Annotated in this window: 16 protein-coding genes; 11 read left to right on the top strand and 5 right to left on the bottom strand. The window is 55.1% G+C overall.

The features are described 5' to 3' along the window. Positions 1 to 165 precede the first annotated feature (165 nt). Positions 166 to 936 (top strand): cyclase family protein, encoded by a 771-nt coding sequence (locus tag MTX78_RS22715; protein ID WP_243798605.1) that lies wholly within the window; start codon positions 166 to 168, stop codon positions 934 to 936. Positions 937 to 1,035: 99 nt separating this feature from the next. Here the strand turns inward: MTX78_RS22715 and rpmA are convergent, their stop codons facing one another. Next, on the bottom strand, positions 1,036 to 1,323 hold the full coding sequence (gene rpmA / locus MTX78_RS22710) for a 50S ribosomal protein L27 (RefSeq protein ID WP_243798603.1): 288 nt from the start codon (positions 1,321 to 1,323) through the stop codon (positions 1,036 to 1,038). Between the two features lie 98 nt (positions 1,324 to 1,421). After that, entirely contained in the window at positions 1,422 to 1,727 is a 306-nt protein-coding gene (gene rplU, locus MTX78_RS22705) for a 50S ribosomal protein L21 (RefSeq protein ID WP_243798601.1), read from the bottom strand. Between the two features lie 471 nt (positions 1,728 to 2,198). Here rplU and MTX78_RS22700 point away from each other — a divergent pair, with 471 nt between their 5' ends. The 10 genes from MTX78_RS22700 (at position 2,199) to MTX78_RS22655 (ending at position 14,685) form a co-directional block, all read left to right on the top strand. Then, the gene (locus MTX78_RS22700) at positions 2,199 to 3,158 is read left to right on the top strand and encodes a ribonucleoside-diphosphate reductase small subunit (RefSeq protein WP_243798599.1); all 960 of its coding nucleotides are present in this window, start codon (positions 2,199 to 2,201) and stop codon (positions 3,156 to 3,158) included. Between the two features lie 175 nt (positions 3,159 to 3,333). Further along, positions 3,334 to 3,960 carry a DUF6624 domain-containing protein gene (locus tag MTX78_RS22695; protein WP_243798598.1) on the top strand — a complete coding sequence of 209 codons (627 nt, stop codon included), beginning with the start codon at positions 3,334 to 3,336 and terminating at the stop codon, positions 3,958 to 3,960. A gap of 119 nt (positions 3,961 to 4,079) precedes the next feature. Next, positions 4,080 to 4,262, top strand: a complete 183-nt coding sequence (locus MTX78_RS22690) for a hypothetical protein (protein ID WP_243798596.1) — start codon at positions 4,080 to 4,082, stop codon at positions 4,260 to 4,262. A gap of 242 nt (positions 4,263 to 4,504) precedes the next feature. Then, positions 4,505 to 5,968 (top strand): Gfo/Idh/MocA family protein, encoded by a 1,464-nt coding sequence (locus MTX78_RS22685; protein WP_243798594.1) that lies wholly within the window; start codon positions 4,505 to 4,507, stop codon positions 5,966 to 5,968. Positions 5,969 to 6,346: 378 nt separating this feature from the next. Then, positions 6,347 to 8,728: a ribonucleoside-diphosphate reductase subunit alpha gene (locus tag MTX78_RS22680; protein ID WP_243798592.1), complete on the top strand. Its 2,382-nt coding sequence runs from the start codon at positions 6,347 to 6,349 to the stop codon at positions 8,726 to 8,728. A gap of 811 nt (positions 8,729 to 9,539) precedes the next feature. Continuing rightward, the gene (locus MTX78_RS22675) at positions 9,540 to 10,139 is read left to right on the top strand and encodes a hypothetical protein (protein WP_243798591.1); all 600 of its coding nucleotides are present in this window, start codon (positions 9,540 to 9,542) and stop codon (positions 10,137 to 10,139) included. A gap of 231 nt (positions 10,140 to 10,370) precedes the next feature. Continuing rightward, entirely contained in the window at positions 10,371 to 10,826 is a 456-nt protein-coding gene (locus MTX78_RS22670; protein ID WP_243798589.1) for a glycosyl-4,4'-diaponeurosporenoate acyltransferase CrtO family protein, read from the top strand. A gap of 112 nt (positions 10,827 to 10,938) precedes the next feature. Beyond that, positions 10,939 to 11,967 carry a formylglycine-generating enzyme family protein gene (locus MTX78_RS22665; protein WP_243798587.1) on the top strand — a complete coding sequence of 343 codons (1,029 nt, stop codon included), beginning with the start codon at positions 10,939 to 10,941 and terminating at the stop codon, positions 11,965 to 11,967. A 114-nt stretch (positions 11,968 to 12,081) separates the two neighbouring features. Then, positions 12,082 to 13,539, top strand: coding sequence for an arylsulfatase (locus MTX78_RS22660; protein WP_243798585.1), 1,458 nt, complete (start codon positions 12,082 to 12,084; stop codon positions 13,537 to 13,539). Positions 13,540 to 13,797: 258 nt separating this feature from the next. Next, complete coding sequence (locus tag MTX78_RS22655; protein WP_243798584.1) at positions 13,798 to 14,685, top strand: DUF5694 domain-containing protein; 888 nt, start codon at positions 13,798 to 13,800, stop codon at positions 14,683 to 14,685. A gap of 112 nt (positions 14,686 to 14,797) precedes the next feature. Here the strand turns inward: MTX78_RS22655 and MTX78_RS22650 are convergent, their stop codons facing one another. From MTX78_RS22650 to MTX78_RS22640, 3 genes are all read right to left on the bottom strand, one after another. After that, on the bottom strand, positions 14,798 to 15,199 hold the full coding sequence (locus MTX78_RS22650) for a nuclear transport factor 2 family protein (protein ID WP_243798582.1): 402 nt from the start codon (positions 15,197 to 15,199) through the stop codon (positions 14,798 to 14,800). Positions 15,200 to 15,406: 207 nt separating this feature from the next. Next, positions 15,407 to 15,808, bottom strand: coding sequence for a nuclear transport factor 2 family protein (locus tag MTX78_RS22645; protein WP_243798580.1), 402 nt, complete (start codon positions 15,806 to 15,808; stop codon positions 15,407 to 15,409). A gap of 206 nt (positions 15,809 to 16,014) precedes the next feature. Continuing rightward, positions 16,015 to 16,335, bottom strand: coding sequence for a hypothetical protein (locus tag MTX78_RS22640; RefSeq protein WP_243798578.1), 321 nt, complete (start codon positions 16,333 to 16,335; stop codon positions 16,015 to 16,017). Between the last annotated feature and the right edge of the window lie 82 nt (positions 16,336 to 16,417).

Here is a 16,417-nt window from a genome sequence, read left to right as displayed (position 1 = left end):
GTCCTTTAACGACAGCCAAGAAGTTTGGGTTTTTACTAATTTTATTGGCTGTACGATGTGTGACTTCTTGTTGTACACTCATGCTAGCAGTACAAGCGCTACAAGCTTCACGAATCATTGTTTTTCTTGCAGCTTGCTTTTGCTGTTCCTCTACTGCTGTCTTTCATGTTTGCTACCTACCCGCATCAACACCACACCTACTCTTTCAACCCAGGAGCGCCTTTTGACATCTCACTGCCACTAGCGCCCGGCGAACAACAAGTGAACTGCTTCTGGGCCGAACCAGTTCAGTTTGACGTGATTCGGGTTGGAAACTTTGTAGGGAGCGTAGCCGAAGGTGGTAGCACCAACTATAAGCGCGTACACATCACCCCACACGGCAATGGTACTCATACCGAGTGCTACGGCCATATCTCCCCGGACCCTGCTGCTACCCTTAACCGGTGCTTGCGCCGTTTCTTGTTTGTGGCCCGGTTGGTGTCGGTGCAGCCTCGTCCCCAGCCCAACGGCGACCAGGTAGTACTGCTAGCAGACGTGCAGCGCGAACTAGAAAATGGGCCGGACGCTGGCGTTCAACCAGAGGCGCTGATTCTGCGCACGTTGCCTAACCACAAAGCAAAGCGTACCCGCCACTACTCGGGTACCAACACAACCTACCTGGAGCCGGCTTTGGCACAGTACGTGGCAGCAGCCCACATAGAACACCTACTCCTCGACCTACCAAGTGTGGACCGCGAAGAAGATGGAGGAGAGCTGCTGGCGCACCATGCGTTCTGGCAGTACCCGCACGCTACCCGCGAACGAGCCACTATCACCGAGCTGATTTTCGTGCCCGACGAACTGGAAGACGGATTGTACTTGCTCAACCTGCAGGTAACCAGCTTGGAGCTAGACGCCAGCCCCAGCAAACCCGTGCTGTATCAGCTGCACCGATAGCCAAGTAGAGCCAACGCAAAAAGGGCCCATCCGTGTGGATGGGCCCTGTAGGCTGAATGCTTAGCTGATGCTGTTAAGCAGTTCGGCTATACTACCGTACTACTCGGCGGCTACTGCTACTAGAGCAGCTTCCGTGTTAGGCACAATCGTTACGAACGAACGATCCTGACGGCCCTTGCGGAATTGTACCGTGCCATCGATCATAGCGAACAAGGTGTGGTCTTTGCCGATACCTACGTTCTGACCGGGGTGATGCTTGGTACCACGCTGACGCACGATAATGTTGCCAGCGATGATGGACTGACCACCGAAGATTTTCACGCCGAGACGCTTGGAATGCGATTCACGACCGTTGTTGGAGCTACCTACGCCTTTCTTGTGTGCCATGGTATTGGTTAGTTGAGAGTTATTAGTTGCCGGCTGCCACTTTCTTGTTGCCGAACTTTACAGAAGTTGGCAACTGGCAACGCAAAACAAGCAGCTAATTACCCGATGCTGTTGATCATTACTTTGGTGAACTGCTGACGGTGACCGTTCAGCTTCTTATAGCCCTTGCGGCGCTTCTTCTTGAATACAAGTACTTTGTCGCCTTTTACGTGGGCGAGGATGGTACCCGTCACGGCTACGTCCAACAGGGGCGAGCCAATGCTCAGGGTTCCGTTGTCGTCGGTGAGGAGGGCTTTGCCCAATTCTACGGTATCGCCAACATTGCCAGCCAAGCGGTGGGCGTATACAAATTTATTGGCTTCGACTTTCGTCTGCTTCCCGGCTATATTGACAATTGCGTACATCGGCGTCTTCGCGGTTTCTGAAAAATGGAAGGCAAAAGTAGAAGTATCATTTTACAAATCCAAACCCTAACTCATTAAACCTCATTGCTCCTAACTTTTAGTGAGCTGAAAATGTGGAGAAAGTGCCCGACTGATAGACGCGCGCATACACATTTTGTGGACAACTACAATTATCCACAAGCCAAATGTGGATAACATCACCGAAAACATGCTTATTCATAGTTTTTTCGGCTATTTTCTATGATTTCTTTGGTTTGCAGCCATACAGGTGTATGCACAAAAATTAACAGAGAAAAAATGGTTTTGGCGGGTAGCCTTCCCACAAGTCGGGTTTATATTTGGTGCATCAACTTTTCGGCTGCCAGCGCAACTGCGCCTGAACAATCCGGTTTGTCGCTCGGTTAGCAGACAACTCGCCTGCGTGGCGGCCCACATTTCACCAGAAGTTCACCTCATCTTTTGCCTTTCCCTATGGAACCTCTGCTCATTGAGAATCCCAACCGCTTCGTCTTGTTTCCCATCCAGAACAACGACGTGTGGCAGATGTACAAGAAAGCCGAAGCCTCGTTTTGGACGGCTGAGGAAATAGATCTAAGCCAGGACCAGAAAGACTGGGACAACCTCAACGACAACGAACGGCACTTTATCAGCCACGTGCTGGCTTTCTTCGCGGCCTCTGACGGTATCGTGAACGAAAACTTGGCTGTCAACTTCATGCAGGAAGTGCAGATGCCTGAGGCCCGCTGCTTTTATGGCTTCCAGATTATGATGGAAAACATTCACAGCGAAACGTACTCGCTGCTGATTGACACCTACATCAAAAACGTGCAGGAGAAAGACCGTCTCTTCAACGCTCTGGAAACTGTGCCGTGCGTGAAGAAGAAGGGCGAGTGGGCCCTGACGTGGATCAACTCCGAAGACTTCGCCGAGCGAATTATTGCGTTTGCAGCGGTGGAAGGTATTTTCTTCTCGGGTTCGTTTTGCTCTATCTTCTGGTTGAAGAAGCGCGGCTTGATGCCGGGTCTAACGTTCTCCAACGAACTAATTAGCCGCGACGAAGGACTGCACTGCGACTTCGCTTGCCTGCTCTACAGCTACCTCCAAAACAAACTGCCCCAGGAGCGGGTGCACAGCATCATCCGCGACGCCGTGACCATCGAGCAGGAGTTTGTGACGGATGCCCTGCCCGTGAATTTGATTGGCATGAACGCCAACAGCATGTCGCAGTACATCGAATTTGTCGCCGACCGGTTGTTGGAATCGTTGGGTTACAGCAAGATCTACAATGCCACCAACCCATTCGACTTCATGGAAATGATTTCGTTGCAAGGCAAAACCAACTTCTTCGAGAAGCGGGTGGCTGAATACCAGAAGGCCGGGGTGATGAGCGAGCGGACTGAAAATGCTTTCTCTCTAGACGAAGATTTTTAAGCTGCGCAACCACCAAGCTCTAATGGGCAACACGAGGAGCAAAGAACTAAATGGAGTTCTTTGCTCCTCGTGTTTAATGGCATTACCAATCTTTGAAACACGTACAGCAAATTTCACCAGGTATTTCAGTTCCTCAAGCGGCTACTTTACTGTTTACACTGAACCTTAACTATTTATGAGAATATATCTTGCGGTACTTAGCCTTGGCTTAGCCTTATTCCACGAGGATAGCCTCTTCGCACAAAACGCTGAGATTAGTTCAGTAACACAAACCGATGGGTCGTTAAAGAAACAGTTGGAAGAAGTGTTTTCCATCCACCAACGCCTGCGTGCTCAACGAGATTCTATTGAAGCGGCAGCAGATCCTAATTCGCCACAAATCAAGAAGATCCATCAACAAATCAAGGAAGCTGATGCTCGCCACTTGGCTCTGGTTGAATCTGTACTAACCAAGCAAGGTTGGCCAACTAAAAAACAGGTGGGGCATTTCGGAGGTTTGGCGGCATTCGTCACTATTCAACAGGCCGATATAGCTGTTCAGGAGAAATACTTGCCGATGATCAGACAGGCCACTCTACAAGGCGATTTGTCGCCTATGGGATACGTATATATGCAAGACAATATATTGGTCGCAAAGGGTAAGCCGCAGATGTTTGGCACAAAAACCCGCATTAATTCAACTACAAAAAAGCAAGAGTTTGCTCCAATTGAAGATAAAGCACACGTGGACGAACGGCGTGCAGCATTTGGGTTGGGCCCTTTAGCCGATTACGCTAAGCGTCTTGGTATCAGCTATCAGTAAGTAAATGCCACTGAGATCTTTCGACAAAAACAGTTGAGCTATTTGGCTACCTCTCAACGGTTACCAAAAGAGGAGTTTGAGCATTAAGCTTCAACCTTCCTTTTTTATATCCCTGCCGTATGGAATCTGCTTTTGTGTCGCCTTGCTTGGCTTGCCGCCGTCGTATTCAGGTGAAGGGGCAGCCGCTGTTCACTACTTGTTCGTGCGTCAACTATGGGCGGGGTACAACGGTGGTAGCGTTGGTGGCGGGTGCGTTGCTGATTGTGGGTGGTTTGTGGTGGTATGTGGAGCAGAAGAACTGAGAAGCAAGTAGGAGAATTTGGTCTTTGAACTGTGCTTTTCAATGCATGATTGGTAGGCTTCAGGCACTGCTAATTCTAAAAGGTAGCGGTTGGGCGCTAGGCAAATTCGTTGGAATGTGTACCTTCTGGCCCCTAATGCTTGGCCGCTAACCCTCTGACTGCTTTGGTGGTCTGGGGTGGAAGTGGTTAGGCAGTGGTGCCTTTCCTGACATACGTGTTCTTTCTATCCAACCTTTCCCACCATGTCTGATACCCCTCCTAGTTCTCCTATTACCGTTTCCCGTCGTGAGTTTATAGCAAAAAGCGCTGTTGCTGCCGCGGGAATTATGATTGTGCCTCGCTTTGTGTTGGGAGGCAAAGGCTACACGGCACCCAGCGACCAGCTCGTAATTGCGGGCGTGGGCGTGGGAGGCAAGGGGGAAAGCGACCTTGCCAACTTCGTGAAGAGCGGCAAAGCGCGCATAGGTTTCCTGTGCGATGTAGACGACCGTCGAGCTGCTAAATCGGTTAAGGCGTTTCCACAGGCCAAATATTACAAGGATTGGCGCCAGCTCCTCGACAAGGAAAACAAAAGCTTCGATGCCGTTTCCGTGGCCACCCCCGACCACAACCACGCCAACGTAGCGCTGGCGTCCATGCAGCTCGGTAAGCATGTGTACGTGCAAAAACCTTTAACCCACGATATTTACGAGGCACGCGTGCTAACTGAGGCGGCCAAGAAATACAAGGTGGTAACGCAGATGGGCAACCAAGGTGCCTCCAACGACGGCGTACGGCAGCTGCGCGAGTGGTACGACGCGAAGCTAATCGGGGACGTGGATACCGTGTATTGCTGGACCGACCGCCCCGTGTGGCCGCAGGGAATTCCGTGGCCTGCTACGCCAGCGGCCGTACCACCCGAGGTGGATTGGGACTTATGGCTCGGTTCGGCCCCCCAGACTGCCTACATCGACAAGTTGATTCCGTTCAACTGGCGCGGCTGGTGGGAGTACGGCACGGGGGCCCTCGGCGACATGGGCTGCCACCTGCTGGAAGCGCCCTTCCGGGTACTGGACTTGCAGTACCCGACGGCCGTGCAGGCCAGCGTAGGCAGCGTGTATGTAGACGAGTTCAAGCGCGGCTATTTTCCCGAGAGCTGCCCGCCTTCCAGCCACGTGGTGCTCACCTTCCCTAAAACCTCGAAAACCAAGCACGACGTGACGGTGCACTGGATGGATGGTGGTATTCAGCCCGAGCGCCCCACCGAGCTGGGTGCCAACGAAATGTTCGGCGACGGAGGTAACGGGATTCTGTTTGTGGGCAAGAAGGGCAAGATGATGGCCAGCACGTATTCGGCCAACCCGCAGCTGCTGCCTCTGTCCCGCACAGCCGAAGCAAAAGTAAAACCCAAGCTAGCCCGCGTACCGGGCGGCGCCGACGGCCACTACGCGCAGTGGGTGGAAGCCTGCTTGGCCGGCTACGGCAACAAAGAAGTTAGCTCGCCCTTCGAACTTGCCGGCCCGCTGACGGAGGCGCTACTTATTGCCAACTTGGCTATTCGGGGGCATGACATCCGGCAGGCCAACGCGGACGGTAAGGGTTTCACGTATCCGGGCCGCAATCTGAAGCTGAACTGGGATCCAAGCCAGATGAAAGTAACCAACCTAGATGAAGTGAACCGCTTTGTAAAGCGGGATTACCGCGCTGGCTGGACGCTAGGCGCTTAACGTATTCAGCCGGGTGCGTGCAAGCAAGTGACTGTTGGTAACTCCAACGCCTGCTTGCGCGCACCCGGCTGTATTACCGGCCACTCTTCGGTGGCAATACCAATTACTCGGCAATCTGCCAACCCGAATTTTCACTCTGTTACTAATTTATATAGCAATACATACTTCACTAAAACCCGCTGAACAACACCGTTTTGCGGCTATGTGGAAAACTTCTAAACTTTAGGTTTGTCCTACCCATTGGAAGGGGATATCTTCCGCTATCAACTGGCGCATGCAGGCAGCGTGCTGGCGTCCGGTTTCCTTTCTTGAAACGTCAACTGCCTTCCCTCCGGGGCGGGTAGTTCCATACCTCAACCACATCAACCTGCTACGTCTATGCTGGTATTAAAACGCGACGGCCGCCGCGAATCCGTAAAGTTCGATAAAGTCACGGCGCGCATCGAGAAGCTCTGCTACGGGCTTAATATGATGTATGTCTCTCCTATTGAGGTAGCCAAGAAGGTTATCGATGGGATTTATGACGGCGTCACGACCGTGGAGCTCGACAACCTAGCCGCCGAAACCGCTGCCTCGCTTACCACCAAGCACCCCGACTATGCCATTCTGGCGGCCCGGATTGCGGTGAGCAACCTGCACAAGGTCACGGCGAAGTCGTTCAGCAGCACCATGAAGCGGCTCTACACCTACGAGGACCCCAAGACCGGCGAAAATGCCTCCTTGCTGGCCAGAGACGTGTGGGAAACCATTCATAAGCACGCCGCCACCTTGGACTCGGCCATCATCTACGACCGGGACTACAACTACGACTACTTCGGCTTCAAAACCTTGGAGCGCAGCTACTTGCTCCGCCTCGATGGCAAAGTGGTGGAGCGCCCGCAGCACATGATTATGCGTGTGGCTATTGGTATTCATAAAGAGGATATCGACGCGGCTATTGCTACCTACGAGCTGATGAGCGAGCGGTGGTTCACGCATGCTACGCCTACTCTCTTCAACGCCGGCACCCCGAAGCCACAGCTTAGCTCGTGCTTCCTGCTTACGATGAAGGACGACTCCATTGAGGGCATATATGACACGCTGAAGAACTGCGCTTTGATTTCGCAGAGCGCCGGCGGCATTGGCTTGGCTGTGCACAACGTGCGGGCCACCGGCTCTTACATCAAAGGCACCAACGGCACGTCCAATGGCCTCGTGCCCATGCTAAAGGTGTTCAACGACACGGCCCGCTACGTGGACCAGGGCGGCGGCAAGCGCAAAGGTGCCTTCGCCATCTACCTGGAGCCCTGGCACGCCGACATCCTGGACTTCCTGGACCTCAAGAAAAACCACGGCAAAGAAGAAATGCGCGCCCGCGACCTGTTCTTCGCCCTCTGGACGCCCGACCTGTTCATGAAGCGCGTGGAAGCCAACGGCGACTGGACGCTGATGTGCCCCCACGAGTGCCCCGGCTTGGATACCACGCACGGCGAGGAGTTCGAGCGCCTCTACCAGAAGTATGAGCGCGAAGGCAAAGGCCGCAAAACCATCAAGGCGCAGGAGCTGTGGTTTGCCATTCTGGAAAGCCAGACCGAGACCGGCACGCCATACCTGCTGTTCAAGGACGCCGCCAACGGCAAGAGCAACCAGAAAAACCTGGGCACCATCAAGAGCTCCAACCTCTGCACCGAGATTATGGAGTACACCGACGAGAACGAAATTGCCGTGTGCAACCTCGCCTCGCTGGCCTTGCCCCGCTACGTGCGCCCCGACGAGAAAGGCAACTTAATCTTCGACCACCAGAAGCTGTACGAGGTAACCTACCACGCCACGCTGAACCTGAACAAGGTAATCGACATCAACTACTACCCCGTAGTGGAAGCCGAGCGCAGCAACCGCCGCCACCGCCCCATCGGGCTGGGCGTGCAGGGCCTCGCCGACACGTTCATTGCGCTGCGGATGCCGTTCGAGAGCGACGAAGCCAGTGGCCTGAACAAAGACATTTTCGAGACCATCTACTTCGCGGCCATGACGGCTTCCAAGGATTTGGCTAAGAAGGATGGCGCCTACGAGACGTTCAAAGGTTCGCCGCTGAGCGAGGGCAAGTTCCAGTTCGACCTCTGGAATGTAACGCCGGACTCGGGCCGCTGGGATTGGGAAAGCCTGCGCGCCGAAGTGGTGGAGCACGGCGTGCGCAACTCGCTGCTGGTGGCGCCTATGCCTACGGCCAGCACCGCCCAGATTCTCGGCAACAACGAGTCGTTCGAGCCTTACACCTCCAACATCTATGTGCGCCGCGTGCTGAGCGGCGAGTTCATGGTGGTGAACAAGCACCTGCTGAAAGACCTCATCAAGCTCGGCATCTGGAACGAGCAGATGAAGCAGGAAATCATTGCCGCCAACGGTTCGGTGCAAAACATCGACCGGATTCCGCAGCACATCAAGGACCTGTACAAGACGGTGTGGGAGATTTCGCAGCGCCGCATTATTGATATGTCGGCCGATCGGGGCGCGTACATCTGCCAGAGCCAGAGCTTGAACCTACACGTGCTGAACGTGAACTTCGGCAAGCTGACCAGCATGCACTTCCACAGCTGGAAGAAGGGCCTGAAAACCGGCATGTACTACCTGCGCACCAAAGCCGCCGCGGACGCCATCAAGTTCACGGTGCAGAAGCAAGCCGCCGAAACCCTGGAGCCCCTGAACGTATCGGCTCAGAACGCTTCGGACATGGCCTGCTCCCTGGATAACCCAGACGCCTGCGAGGCCTGCGGATCGTAATCATAAAATGATGGGCAGAGAATTTCTCTGCCCATCATTTTATCTATCCTAACCTCCATCGAATGAAAACATAGCTTTCTGAGTCATAGCCAAAGTGGCGTCCTATGACTTCAAGAAGCGACCGAACAAAAAAAGAGGCACCGCGGCAACGGTAACCTCTTCTTTTTGCAAGGAGCGAGACGCCCCCGATTTTCCAAACTAAATCCTGTATCCCATGAGCCTTCGAAAGCGTGGTAACAGTTCTAAGTTTGGTAAGAAATTTTCCTTTCGTGAATTATGCTCTGATCTAATGCTTGCATTAGGAGTCATAACCGCATTAGGAAAAGCAATTGAAGAGTGGGCGCCTTTATTAGCTCCTTACGCTCATTTGCTGCTTGCCACACTAAACAGTTGGTTTCTGTAGATAGTTATTGTGCCAGTTTAAAGGAGTCAGAACGGAAGAGTTCTGGCTCCTTCTTTGTTTTAAAGTAACTCGGAAATAGCGGTTCATTGCAAGCTTTTAGGCCTGTAAATTTATAGAACCCCCTCAGGACCGCTTTAACGCAATTGTGTTACGGCCAACTACGAGTAAGAGCATAGCCTGAAGAGGCTTGTCTATATGAAGTTTTTTCTTAATTCTATTCAAATTAGGCACATGGCTTTTGCTTTGACTCACTGATTAATTTCCAACTCCAACTGCACACGCGTTTTGTGAGTGCTATGGAGTGTGGAAGAAGAGAAGTTTAATTAGCTGGCATCGTATGGTAGTCGCTTTTATCTGCCTGCAGTCAAAAGTTGTTATGGCCAATCAATTAGTTACTGATTATTGTATATGGCATATTCAGAGGCCACTTTAAAGGAAAACTACCGCAAGCTCTCCGACGAAAAGTTGCTACGGCTTGCAGCAGAGGACGCGGCAAAGCTCCGGCCGGAAGCACTGGCGTTGTTGCAGGAGGAACTTGGGGTACGCGGCTTAGGAGAAACTGCTCAGGCAGGAATAGAGGCGCAACTCAGAGTGCTTAGTGATGTGGAAATAGAAGAGTATTGCGCGTTGGTGCGCGCAGCGCCCTGCCCAATTTGCTTCTCTTCAGTGCAACTCTTGAACGCAACGGTAACCAGTAAGGTATCAAGCTTTATCTTCCTTACCACCTGGAAGGAAGAGCTTGCTATAGCATGTCCGGACTGTTTGGATAAGCTCACCGAAAGTGCTACTTCTCACTCCATCATTGTAGGCTGGTGGGGAATACCGTGGGGTATTATTCGGACAGTGAAGGCTATTAACTCCAACAAGAGAATGGCTAAAAGTCATCATGTGGCTTATCCTACTGCTGCATTGCAAGCTTTCGTACTAAACAATGTTAGGAGCCTAGACGAGGTGAAAGGCAACGTCAACCAACTGCACGCTTTCCTAATCAACCTACGCCTTCAGTAGCGTTGTCCCCTAGTGAGAGTAGTACGGAAGCAGTTACGTTGGCAACTTCCGCTATGTAGTAATTGCTGAACATTCTCTTTAGAAGCGTGCTTGACTGCGTATTTTGCTGCTATGGCACCTACCCGAAACGATGCCCCGGCGGCTAGCTTGCTAGCGTTCTACAATGCCGTGCCGTCGGTGGTGTGGTCGGTATTGGCACTGGTGCCGCTGACGGTGTTTTGATACCAGTATATGGCGCGGCCGTGGCTGGTGGGGCTATTGGGTCTGAGTTTGCTGGCGTATGCAGTGCCTCGGGCGTGGTTTCGGTATTGGCAGCTGAGTGAAAGTTCAGTAGTATATCGGCAACTGGGGGTGCCGGTTGTTAACCGAGTAGCGCAGGATGGGGCGCTGGTGAATGCGCTGATTCGGCGCCACTACCCGCACTACCGTCGGGTGCACAGTCGCCGTTCGGTGGCCGCGGTGGTGGGCAACAGCTACCACATGGAGCGGTTTCATGTGGCGGCACTGTTGTTTTTTCTGTTTACCAGCGGGTATGCGGCCGTCCAAAGCCAGTGGGGGTGGGCAGCGGTGCTGGCAGTGCTCAACATCGGCTACAACCTGTACCCCATCTGGCTGCAACAGTACCTGCGGCTGCGGTTGGTAGCATCTGCGGCGGCGCGGCCTCTGAAACAACCGCCACGCAACTAACGGCATCGGGAAGCTTTTGCGTCCTTCTTTGCCGTTCTTTACCACCCGCCGACTGCGACTACCTTGCTACTACCCGCACCGGCAGCTACTCACCGTTCACCCCCGAGCGCACATGGCTTCTCTTACCTACTGGCTGTTGATGGGTGCGGGCTTGCTAGTACTAGGCAGCAGTTGCACCAGCACTACCTCCGACGACGATACCCCAAGCCAGCCACCGGCCGCGAAACTGCCAGCGGCGGCCACGTCCATGGTAGTGGTGCCCGGCGGCCGGTTCTCGATGGGCTCCAACGACCCAGCCTTTCCGGATGCGTCGCCTGTGCATGAGGTACGTGTAAAGTCCTTTTTGCTGGACGAGCACGAAGTAACCAATGCCGAATTTGCCGCCTTCGTAGCTTCTACGCACTACGTAACGGTGGCCGAGCAGAAACCCAGCGCCGAAGAGTTTCCGGGGGTGCCGGCGGCGCAGCTGGTAGCAGGCTCCGCTGTTTTCTCGAAACCTGAGCAACCTGCTTCACTCGCAGACCCGGGGCAATGGTGGCGCTACGTGGCCGGGGCCAACTGGCGGCATCCGCTGGGCCCCGGCAGCAGCATCGTCGGGCACGACAACGACCCCGTGGTGCAGGTGTGTTATGATGATGCCCTGGCGTACGCCCGCTGGGCTGGCAAACGCCTGCCCACCGAGGCCGAATGGGAGTGCGCCGCCCGCGCCGGAAAAAGCACAACGGCAGCATATTACTGGGGCGAAGACCTAGCTCCCGGCGGCCACTGGAAAGCCAACATCTTCCAAGGCGACTTCCCTGCCGGCAACACCCGCGCCGATGGCTTTGTGGGCGTGGCGCCCGTGAAATCGTTTCCACCCAATAGCCTAGGTGTCTACGACATGGAAGGCAACGTGTGGGAGTGGTGCAACGACTATTACCGCCCCGATTACTACCAGACCAGCCCGGCCGCAAATCCGCCAGGCCCCCCCGACAGCTACGACCCCGAGGAGCCGGGCCTAGTGAAACGTGTGCAACGCGGCGGCTCCTTCCTGTGCAGCGACCAGTATTGCATCCGGTACAAAGCCGGCAGCCGCGGCAAAGGCGAAGTCCGCAGTGCCTCGAACAACCTGGGGTTCCGGTGCGCAAAGGACGTGGAGTAGCAGCTCAGCAGTACACTAAGCTTCCTCTGGCGTACGGGTAAATTTCATGAAATTAATTGATCTTCAGGACCGACAACGACCATCGGAACCGCCTGTTTCCTTCTTGATATGCGCATGAACAGAAAGTATACCACCTTGATCCTGTTGCTGGTAAGCACATGTTGCGGCGTGGCTTTCACCCAAACACAGCGCCAAGTTAAACGCCCCCCGAACATTGTTTTTATTCTGGCCGATGACTTGGGATACGGTGACGTCAGCTGCTACGGCCAGCAGCGGTTCCGCACTCCGCACATCGACCGGCTGGCCACGGAGGGCATGAAGTTCACGCAGGCTTATGCTGGCACGGCAGTTTGCTCGCCGTCCCGGTCGTCGCTGTTTACTGGGCAGCACACCGGGCGTACGCCCGTTCGGGGCAACATAGCGGTACCGCCGGAAGGACAATATCCGCTGCCCGATTCCAGCGTACTTATTCCGCAGCTGCTGAAACAGGCCGGTTATGCCACCGGGTGCTTCGGCAAGTGGGGGCTGGGTGGCCCCGGCACGAGCGGCGACCCAGTGAACAAGGGCTTAGACGAGTTCTTCGGCTACAACAGCCAAACCCTGGCCCACAACTACTACCCCTACCACTTGTGGCACAACCGAGAGAAAATTATGCTGCCGGAAAACCGGGGTGGCCGCTCGGTTACCTATGCCCCGGATTTGATTCACCAGAAAACGCTGGCTTTCATCGACCAGCACAAAGACCAGCCCTTTGCCTTGTTCGTCACGACGGTTATTCCGCACGCGGAAATGGTAGCACCCCCGGCGCACATGAAACGCACCATCGGCAAGTTCGGGCCCGAAAAGCCGTACATCGGGCCTGATACCGCAGCTCCTGGCTTCGCCAAATCGGGGCCGTACCTCTCGCAGCCCTACCCACAAGCGGCCTTCGCGGCCATGGTACTGGTGCTCGACGACCAGGTGGGGCAAATCATGGCCAAACTCAAGCAGCTGCACCTCGACGACAACACCATCGTGGTGTTCACCTCCGACAACGGGCCGTCGGACGAGGGCGGGAAGAACTCTGCCTATTTCAACAGCAGCGGGGGCTTCCGCGGCCTGAAACGCGACTTATACGAAGGCGGTATTCGGATGCCGTTTGTTGTCCGCTGGCCCGGCCACGTGAAACCAGGGGTGGTGTCCAGTCAGATGATAGCCTTCTGGGATATGCTGCCCACCTTCACGGAACTGGCCGGCGTGAAAAATCCGACCCGCATCGACGGCGTATCCGTGGTGCCCACGCTAACGGGCAAGGGCACCCAGCAACAACACCCGTATCTGTACTGGGAATTTTACGAGCAGGGCGGCAAGGTGGCGGCCCGCATGCAACAATGGAAAGCGGTGCGCCTGAACATGGCTACAGCACCTAACGGCCCTATGGAGCTGTACGATTTGACAGCCGACCCCTCGGAGCGGCACGACGTAGCGAAGCAGCATCCGGACGTGGTGGCGCGCTTCGAGCAAATCTTCACCAAGGAGCACGTGCCATCCCCGGCGTTTCAGTTCGTGGCCAAGAAGTCCAACGGGGATTAAGCGCCACCTACCCGCACGAAGGGCAAGCAAACGCCTGGGCAGGCCTTGCCCCCAATCGAGCATCTGTGGGGCGACATAGGATACCGAAAACGGCTAGCGTAGGTAGCGCACAAGCTGCCTTGTAGGCTGGCTTGGTGCACAGCAAACCCAAGGAGTTGCTACTTTTCAATCTGGCGAAGGCAACGGCTGGGGCGCTTGGCGGCGTCATGAGTAGGTACTAAACGAGGCGCACTTCCTGCGCCGCTTTTCCCGCTCCCTATGCGTCGATTCCTGTTGCCTTGTCTTGTTGCGCTAACTAGTCTGACCGGCTGCACTACCACCAAAAACCAGCCGGTAGCAGGCACGGCGGCCAGCGCGGCTCCTGTTGCCATCATGATGGTTGGCGGGCCTCACCTGGTTCAGGTCTACAAGCCCGCCAACCCCAATACCGACGTACTCACGCCCAAGCGCCAAGCAGAGTTGGCGGCCGTCTGCGACCAGCTGCAACGGTTTCGGCCCGATGCCATACTGGTGGAAGAGCTGCCCGAGCGGCAGGCCCGCATCGACAGCCTGTATGCCCTGTACCGGGAAGGCAAACTCGACTTACGCACCCTGCCCAACGGCCGCTCCGAAACGTATCAGCTTGGCTTTGTAGTGGGCAAGCGGATGGGTGTAGAACGCATCCACTGCGTGAATGCCCCCGGTGGGACTTCCCAAAGCATCCTGCACGAAGGCACCAACATTAACCTCTACCAGGATGCTACCACCGAACACCGGGCGTACGGTGCGCCCGTGTTGCAGAAGTGGGAAGCCGGTAGCCTGACCATGGGTGGCCTGCTATGCTTTACCAACAGCCCCGTGTTGCTGCACCAGCTACATACGCTAGTGTACCGCACCCCCGCCCGCGTAACCGATGGCACCCTGAAACCCGACCCCATGGTGGATTCATCGTTTGTGAGTCCGCACTACGTGGGGGCAGAGTTCATCTCGGTCATCTACAACCGCGACTTGAAGATTTACTCCAACATAGTTACCACGCAACTGGCTACGCGCAGCGCCCGTATCCTAACCATCATTGGGGCGCGCCACATCGGCTCCCTGCAAGGCATCTTCCGCACCGACCCGGCTTATCAGGTGGTGGAAGCCTCGAAATACCTGAAGCCATAGTACACTAGGCAGCGGCAGCAGAATAAAAGCAACTACAGCTAGCGCCTGCCTTGCCACGGGCTGGAAAGGCAGGCACTAGCTGTAGTTGCTAGCCAGAGCAAGCCTACGCCTGCTAAAACTGGTTGAAGCAAGGATAACGGCGCTGCCGATAAATCTTCCCGTCTTTGAATTCAAAGATCAGGCAGAGTTGCGAGGCAAGGCGTTGCCCCCGGAGCAGCGCGGCGGCATCACTAACGGTGGTTGCCTGCCAAAGCCCTTCTATCATTATGATGCCATCGGCCCCAATGTGCGTTTTCTGTACGTCGAAGGAAGGGTCGCGGAGTAGTTCCCGGCCTATCCGGATGTTGTCGATAATATCGGTGAAGGAACGCCGCTGAATGGTTCGGTGGAGCAGGCTAGGATACTCGATTTGCTCTACTTCCGGGTGCAATACGGTGGCATATGCCGCCGGGTCGGTGCTGAACGATTGAACGAGGCTAAAGTAGAAATTGATAACGTCGAGCGGCTCTTTCATACGAGAGATAACAGAGTCTAGAATGCGTGCAAGATACTGGGAAAGGGCCACTGCCAAGCCACTAGTTGCCGAAACAAAAAAGCAACAGGCTGCCCGCCCATACGCTAGTGGTAACACACCATGCAGGCGACAAGCAGCCCCGACAGCCGTAAGTGGGTGTCGGGGCTGCTCGTGGCTTTTCAATAAGTACGTGTAGTGTGTAGTCGGCTACTCCATCTGGTAGCAGGTGTAGCGCCGCTGCCGATAAATACGGTCTTCTTTGAACTCGAAGATCATGCACACGTGCGCAATCATTTGCTGTCCCCGTGTCAGGCCGGCCACGTCGTTCACTGCTATGGCCTGCCAAAGGCCTTCTACCAGTATGCTGCCGTCGGCGTTGGTGTGGGTATGGTGCACCTCGAACGAGGTATTGCGCAGCAGTTCGCGGCCCATGCGCACCTGGCTCATCACGTCGTCAAAAGAGCGGTACTGCGTGCTTCGGTAGATAGCATTCGGAAATTCGATTTGCTCTACCTCTGGGTGCAATACGGCAGCAAAGGCAGCTGGATCGATATTCAAAGATTCAACTAGATGGAAATACTGGTTGATAACGTCAAACTGCGCGTTCATTGAAACAGAAGTGAGTGGGAGGCCATGCAAGATACTGGAAAGCGGAGCAGCAAGGCTTTGCTACAACTGTATTCGTTTTACTACCCAAACAAGGCGCTACACCCGGGCAGCGAATACAGAAGCAGCCCAAAACCACTGGGCCTGAGGGGCGCAGCAAGAGTTGGGCTAACGACGGCCGAAACTGGTCAGGCAGAAACCGTAAAAGCTTAAGGAAGTTTTCTTCGTGGCGGAGCAGACGGCGCAGCGCGGCGAGTTGCTGGCTGCACCTGGCCGGAGTCTACAGGCCCCACGGTTACGTTGCCCCGCGGGAATGCTGGCAACGGCAGCGTGCCGTTGGGCCGAACTTGCGTGGGAGCCGGCACTGGCTCCGCTTTGTCTTGGCCTACACCCGCCGGCAGCGTGACGCCGGGCAGCGGGCTGACCCGCTCTGTGGGGTTGCGGCGAGTGGCCTCGACGGGCGCACGGTTTTGAGCACCCGCAGTGCCCGTCATGAAGCTTAGCAGTAGTAGGAAGGAGCAGCGGAACATAGGGTGGGCAGGCTAGAGAGGAAAAGCTCGGCTATCAGGCAGGGAAATGGGCAAGTATCTAACCGCTCTAGTGAGCACGCCA

Origin of the sequence: Hymenobacter tibetensis, assembly GCF_022827545.1 — a bacterium.
GTDB lineage: Bacteria > Bacteroidota > Bacteroidia > Cytophagales > Hymenobacteraceae > Hymenobacter > Hymenobacter tibetensis.
This window is presented reverse-complemented; position numbering and strand designations above follow the sequence as displayed.

Bases quoted from the DNA above. Each gene is read 5' to 3' on its own strand.
- rpmA (WP_243798603.1), bottom strand. From the start codon at position 1,323: ATGGCACACAAGAAAGGCGTAGGTAGCTCCAACAACGGTCGTGAATCG.
- MTX78_RS22650 (WP_243798582.1), bottom strand. From the start codon at position 15,199: ATGAAAGAGCCGCTCGACGTTATCAATTTCTACTTTAGCCTCGTTCAA.
- MTX78_RS22685 (WP_243798594.1), top strand. From the start codon at position 4,505: ATGTCTGATACCCCTCCTAGTTCTCCTATTACCGTTTCCCGTCGTGAG.
- MTX78_RS22645 (WP_243798580.1), bottom strand. From the start codon at position 15,808: ATGAACGCGCAGTTTGACGTTATCAACCAGTATTTCCATCTAGTTGAA.
- MTX78_RS22670 (WP_243798589.1), top strand. From the start codon at position 10,371: ATGGCGCGGCCGTGGCTGGTGGGGCTATTGGGTCTGAGTTTGCTGGCG.
- MTX78_RS22715 (WP_243798605.1), top strand. From the start codon at position 166: ATGTTTGCTACCTACCCGCATCAACACCACACCTACTCTTTCAACCCA.
- MTX78_RS22655 (WP_243798584.1), top strand. From the start codon at position 13,798: ATGCGTCGATTCCTGTTGCCTTGTCTTGTTGCGCTAACTAGTCTGACC.
- MTX78_RS22695 (WP_243798598.1), top strand. From the start codon at position 3,334: ATGAGAATATATCTTGCGGTACTTAGCCTTGGCTTAGCCTTATTCCAC.
- MTX78_RS22690 (WP_243798596.1), top strand. From the start codon at position 4,080: ATGGAATCTGCTTTTGTGTCGCCTTGCTTGGCTTGCCGCCGTCGTATT.
- MTX78_RS22665 (WP_243798587.1), top strand. From the start codon at position 10,939: ATGGCTTCTCTTACCTACTGGCTGTTGATGGGTGCGGGCTTGCTAGTA.
- MTX78_RS22700 (WP_243798599.1), top strand. From the start codon at position 2,199: ATGGAACCTCTGCTCATTGAGAATCCCAACCGCTTCGTCTTGTTTCCC.
- MTX78_RS22640 (WP_243798578.1), bottom strand. From the start codon at position 16,335: ATGTTCCGCTGCTCCTTCCTACTACTGCTAAGCTTCATGACGGGCACT.
- MTX78_RS22680 (WP_243798592.1), top strand. From the start codon at position 6,347: ATGCTGGTATTAAAACGCGACGGCCGCCGCGAATCCGTAAAGTTCGAT.
- MTX78_RS22675 (WP_243798591.1), top strand. From the start codon at position 9,540: ATGGCATATTCAGAGGCCACTTTAAAGGAAAACTACCGCAAGCTCTCC.
- rplU (WP_243798601.1), bottom strand. From the start codon at position 1,727: ATGTACGCAATTGTCAATATAGCCGGGAAGCAGACGAAAGTCGAAGCC.
- MTX78_RS22660 (WP_243798585.1), top strand. From the start codon at position 12,082: ATGAACAGAAAGTATACCACCTTGATCCTGTTGCTGGTAAGCACATGT.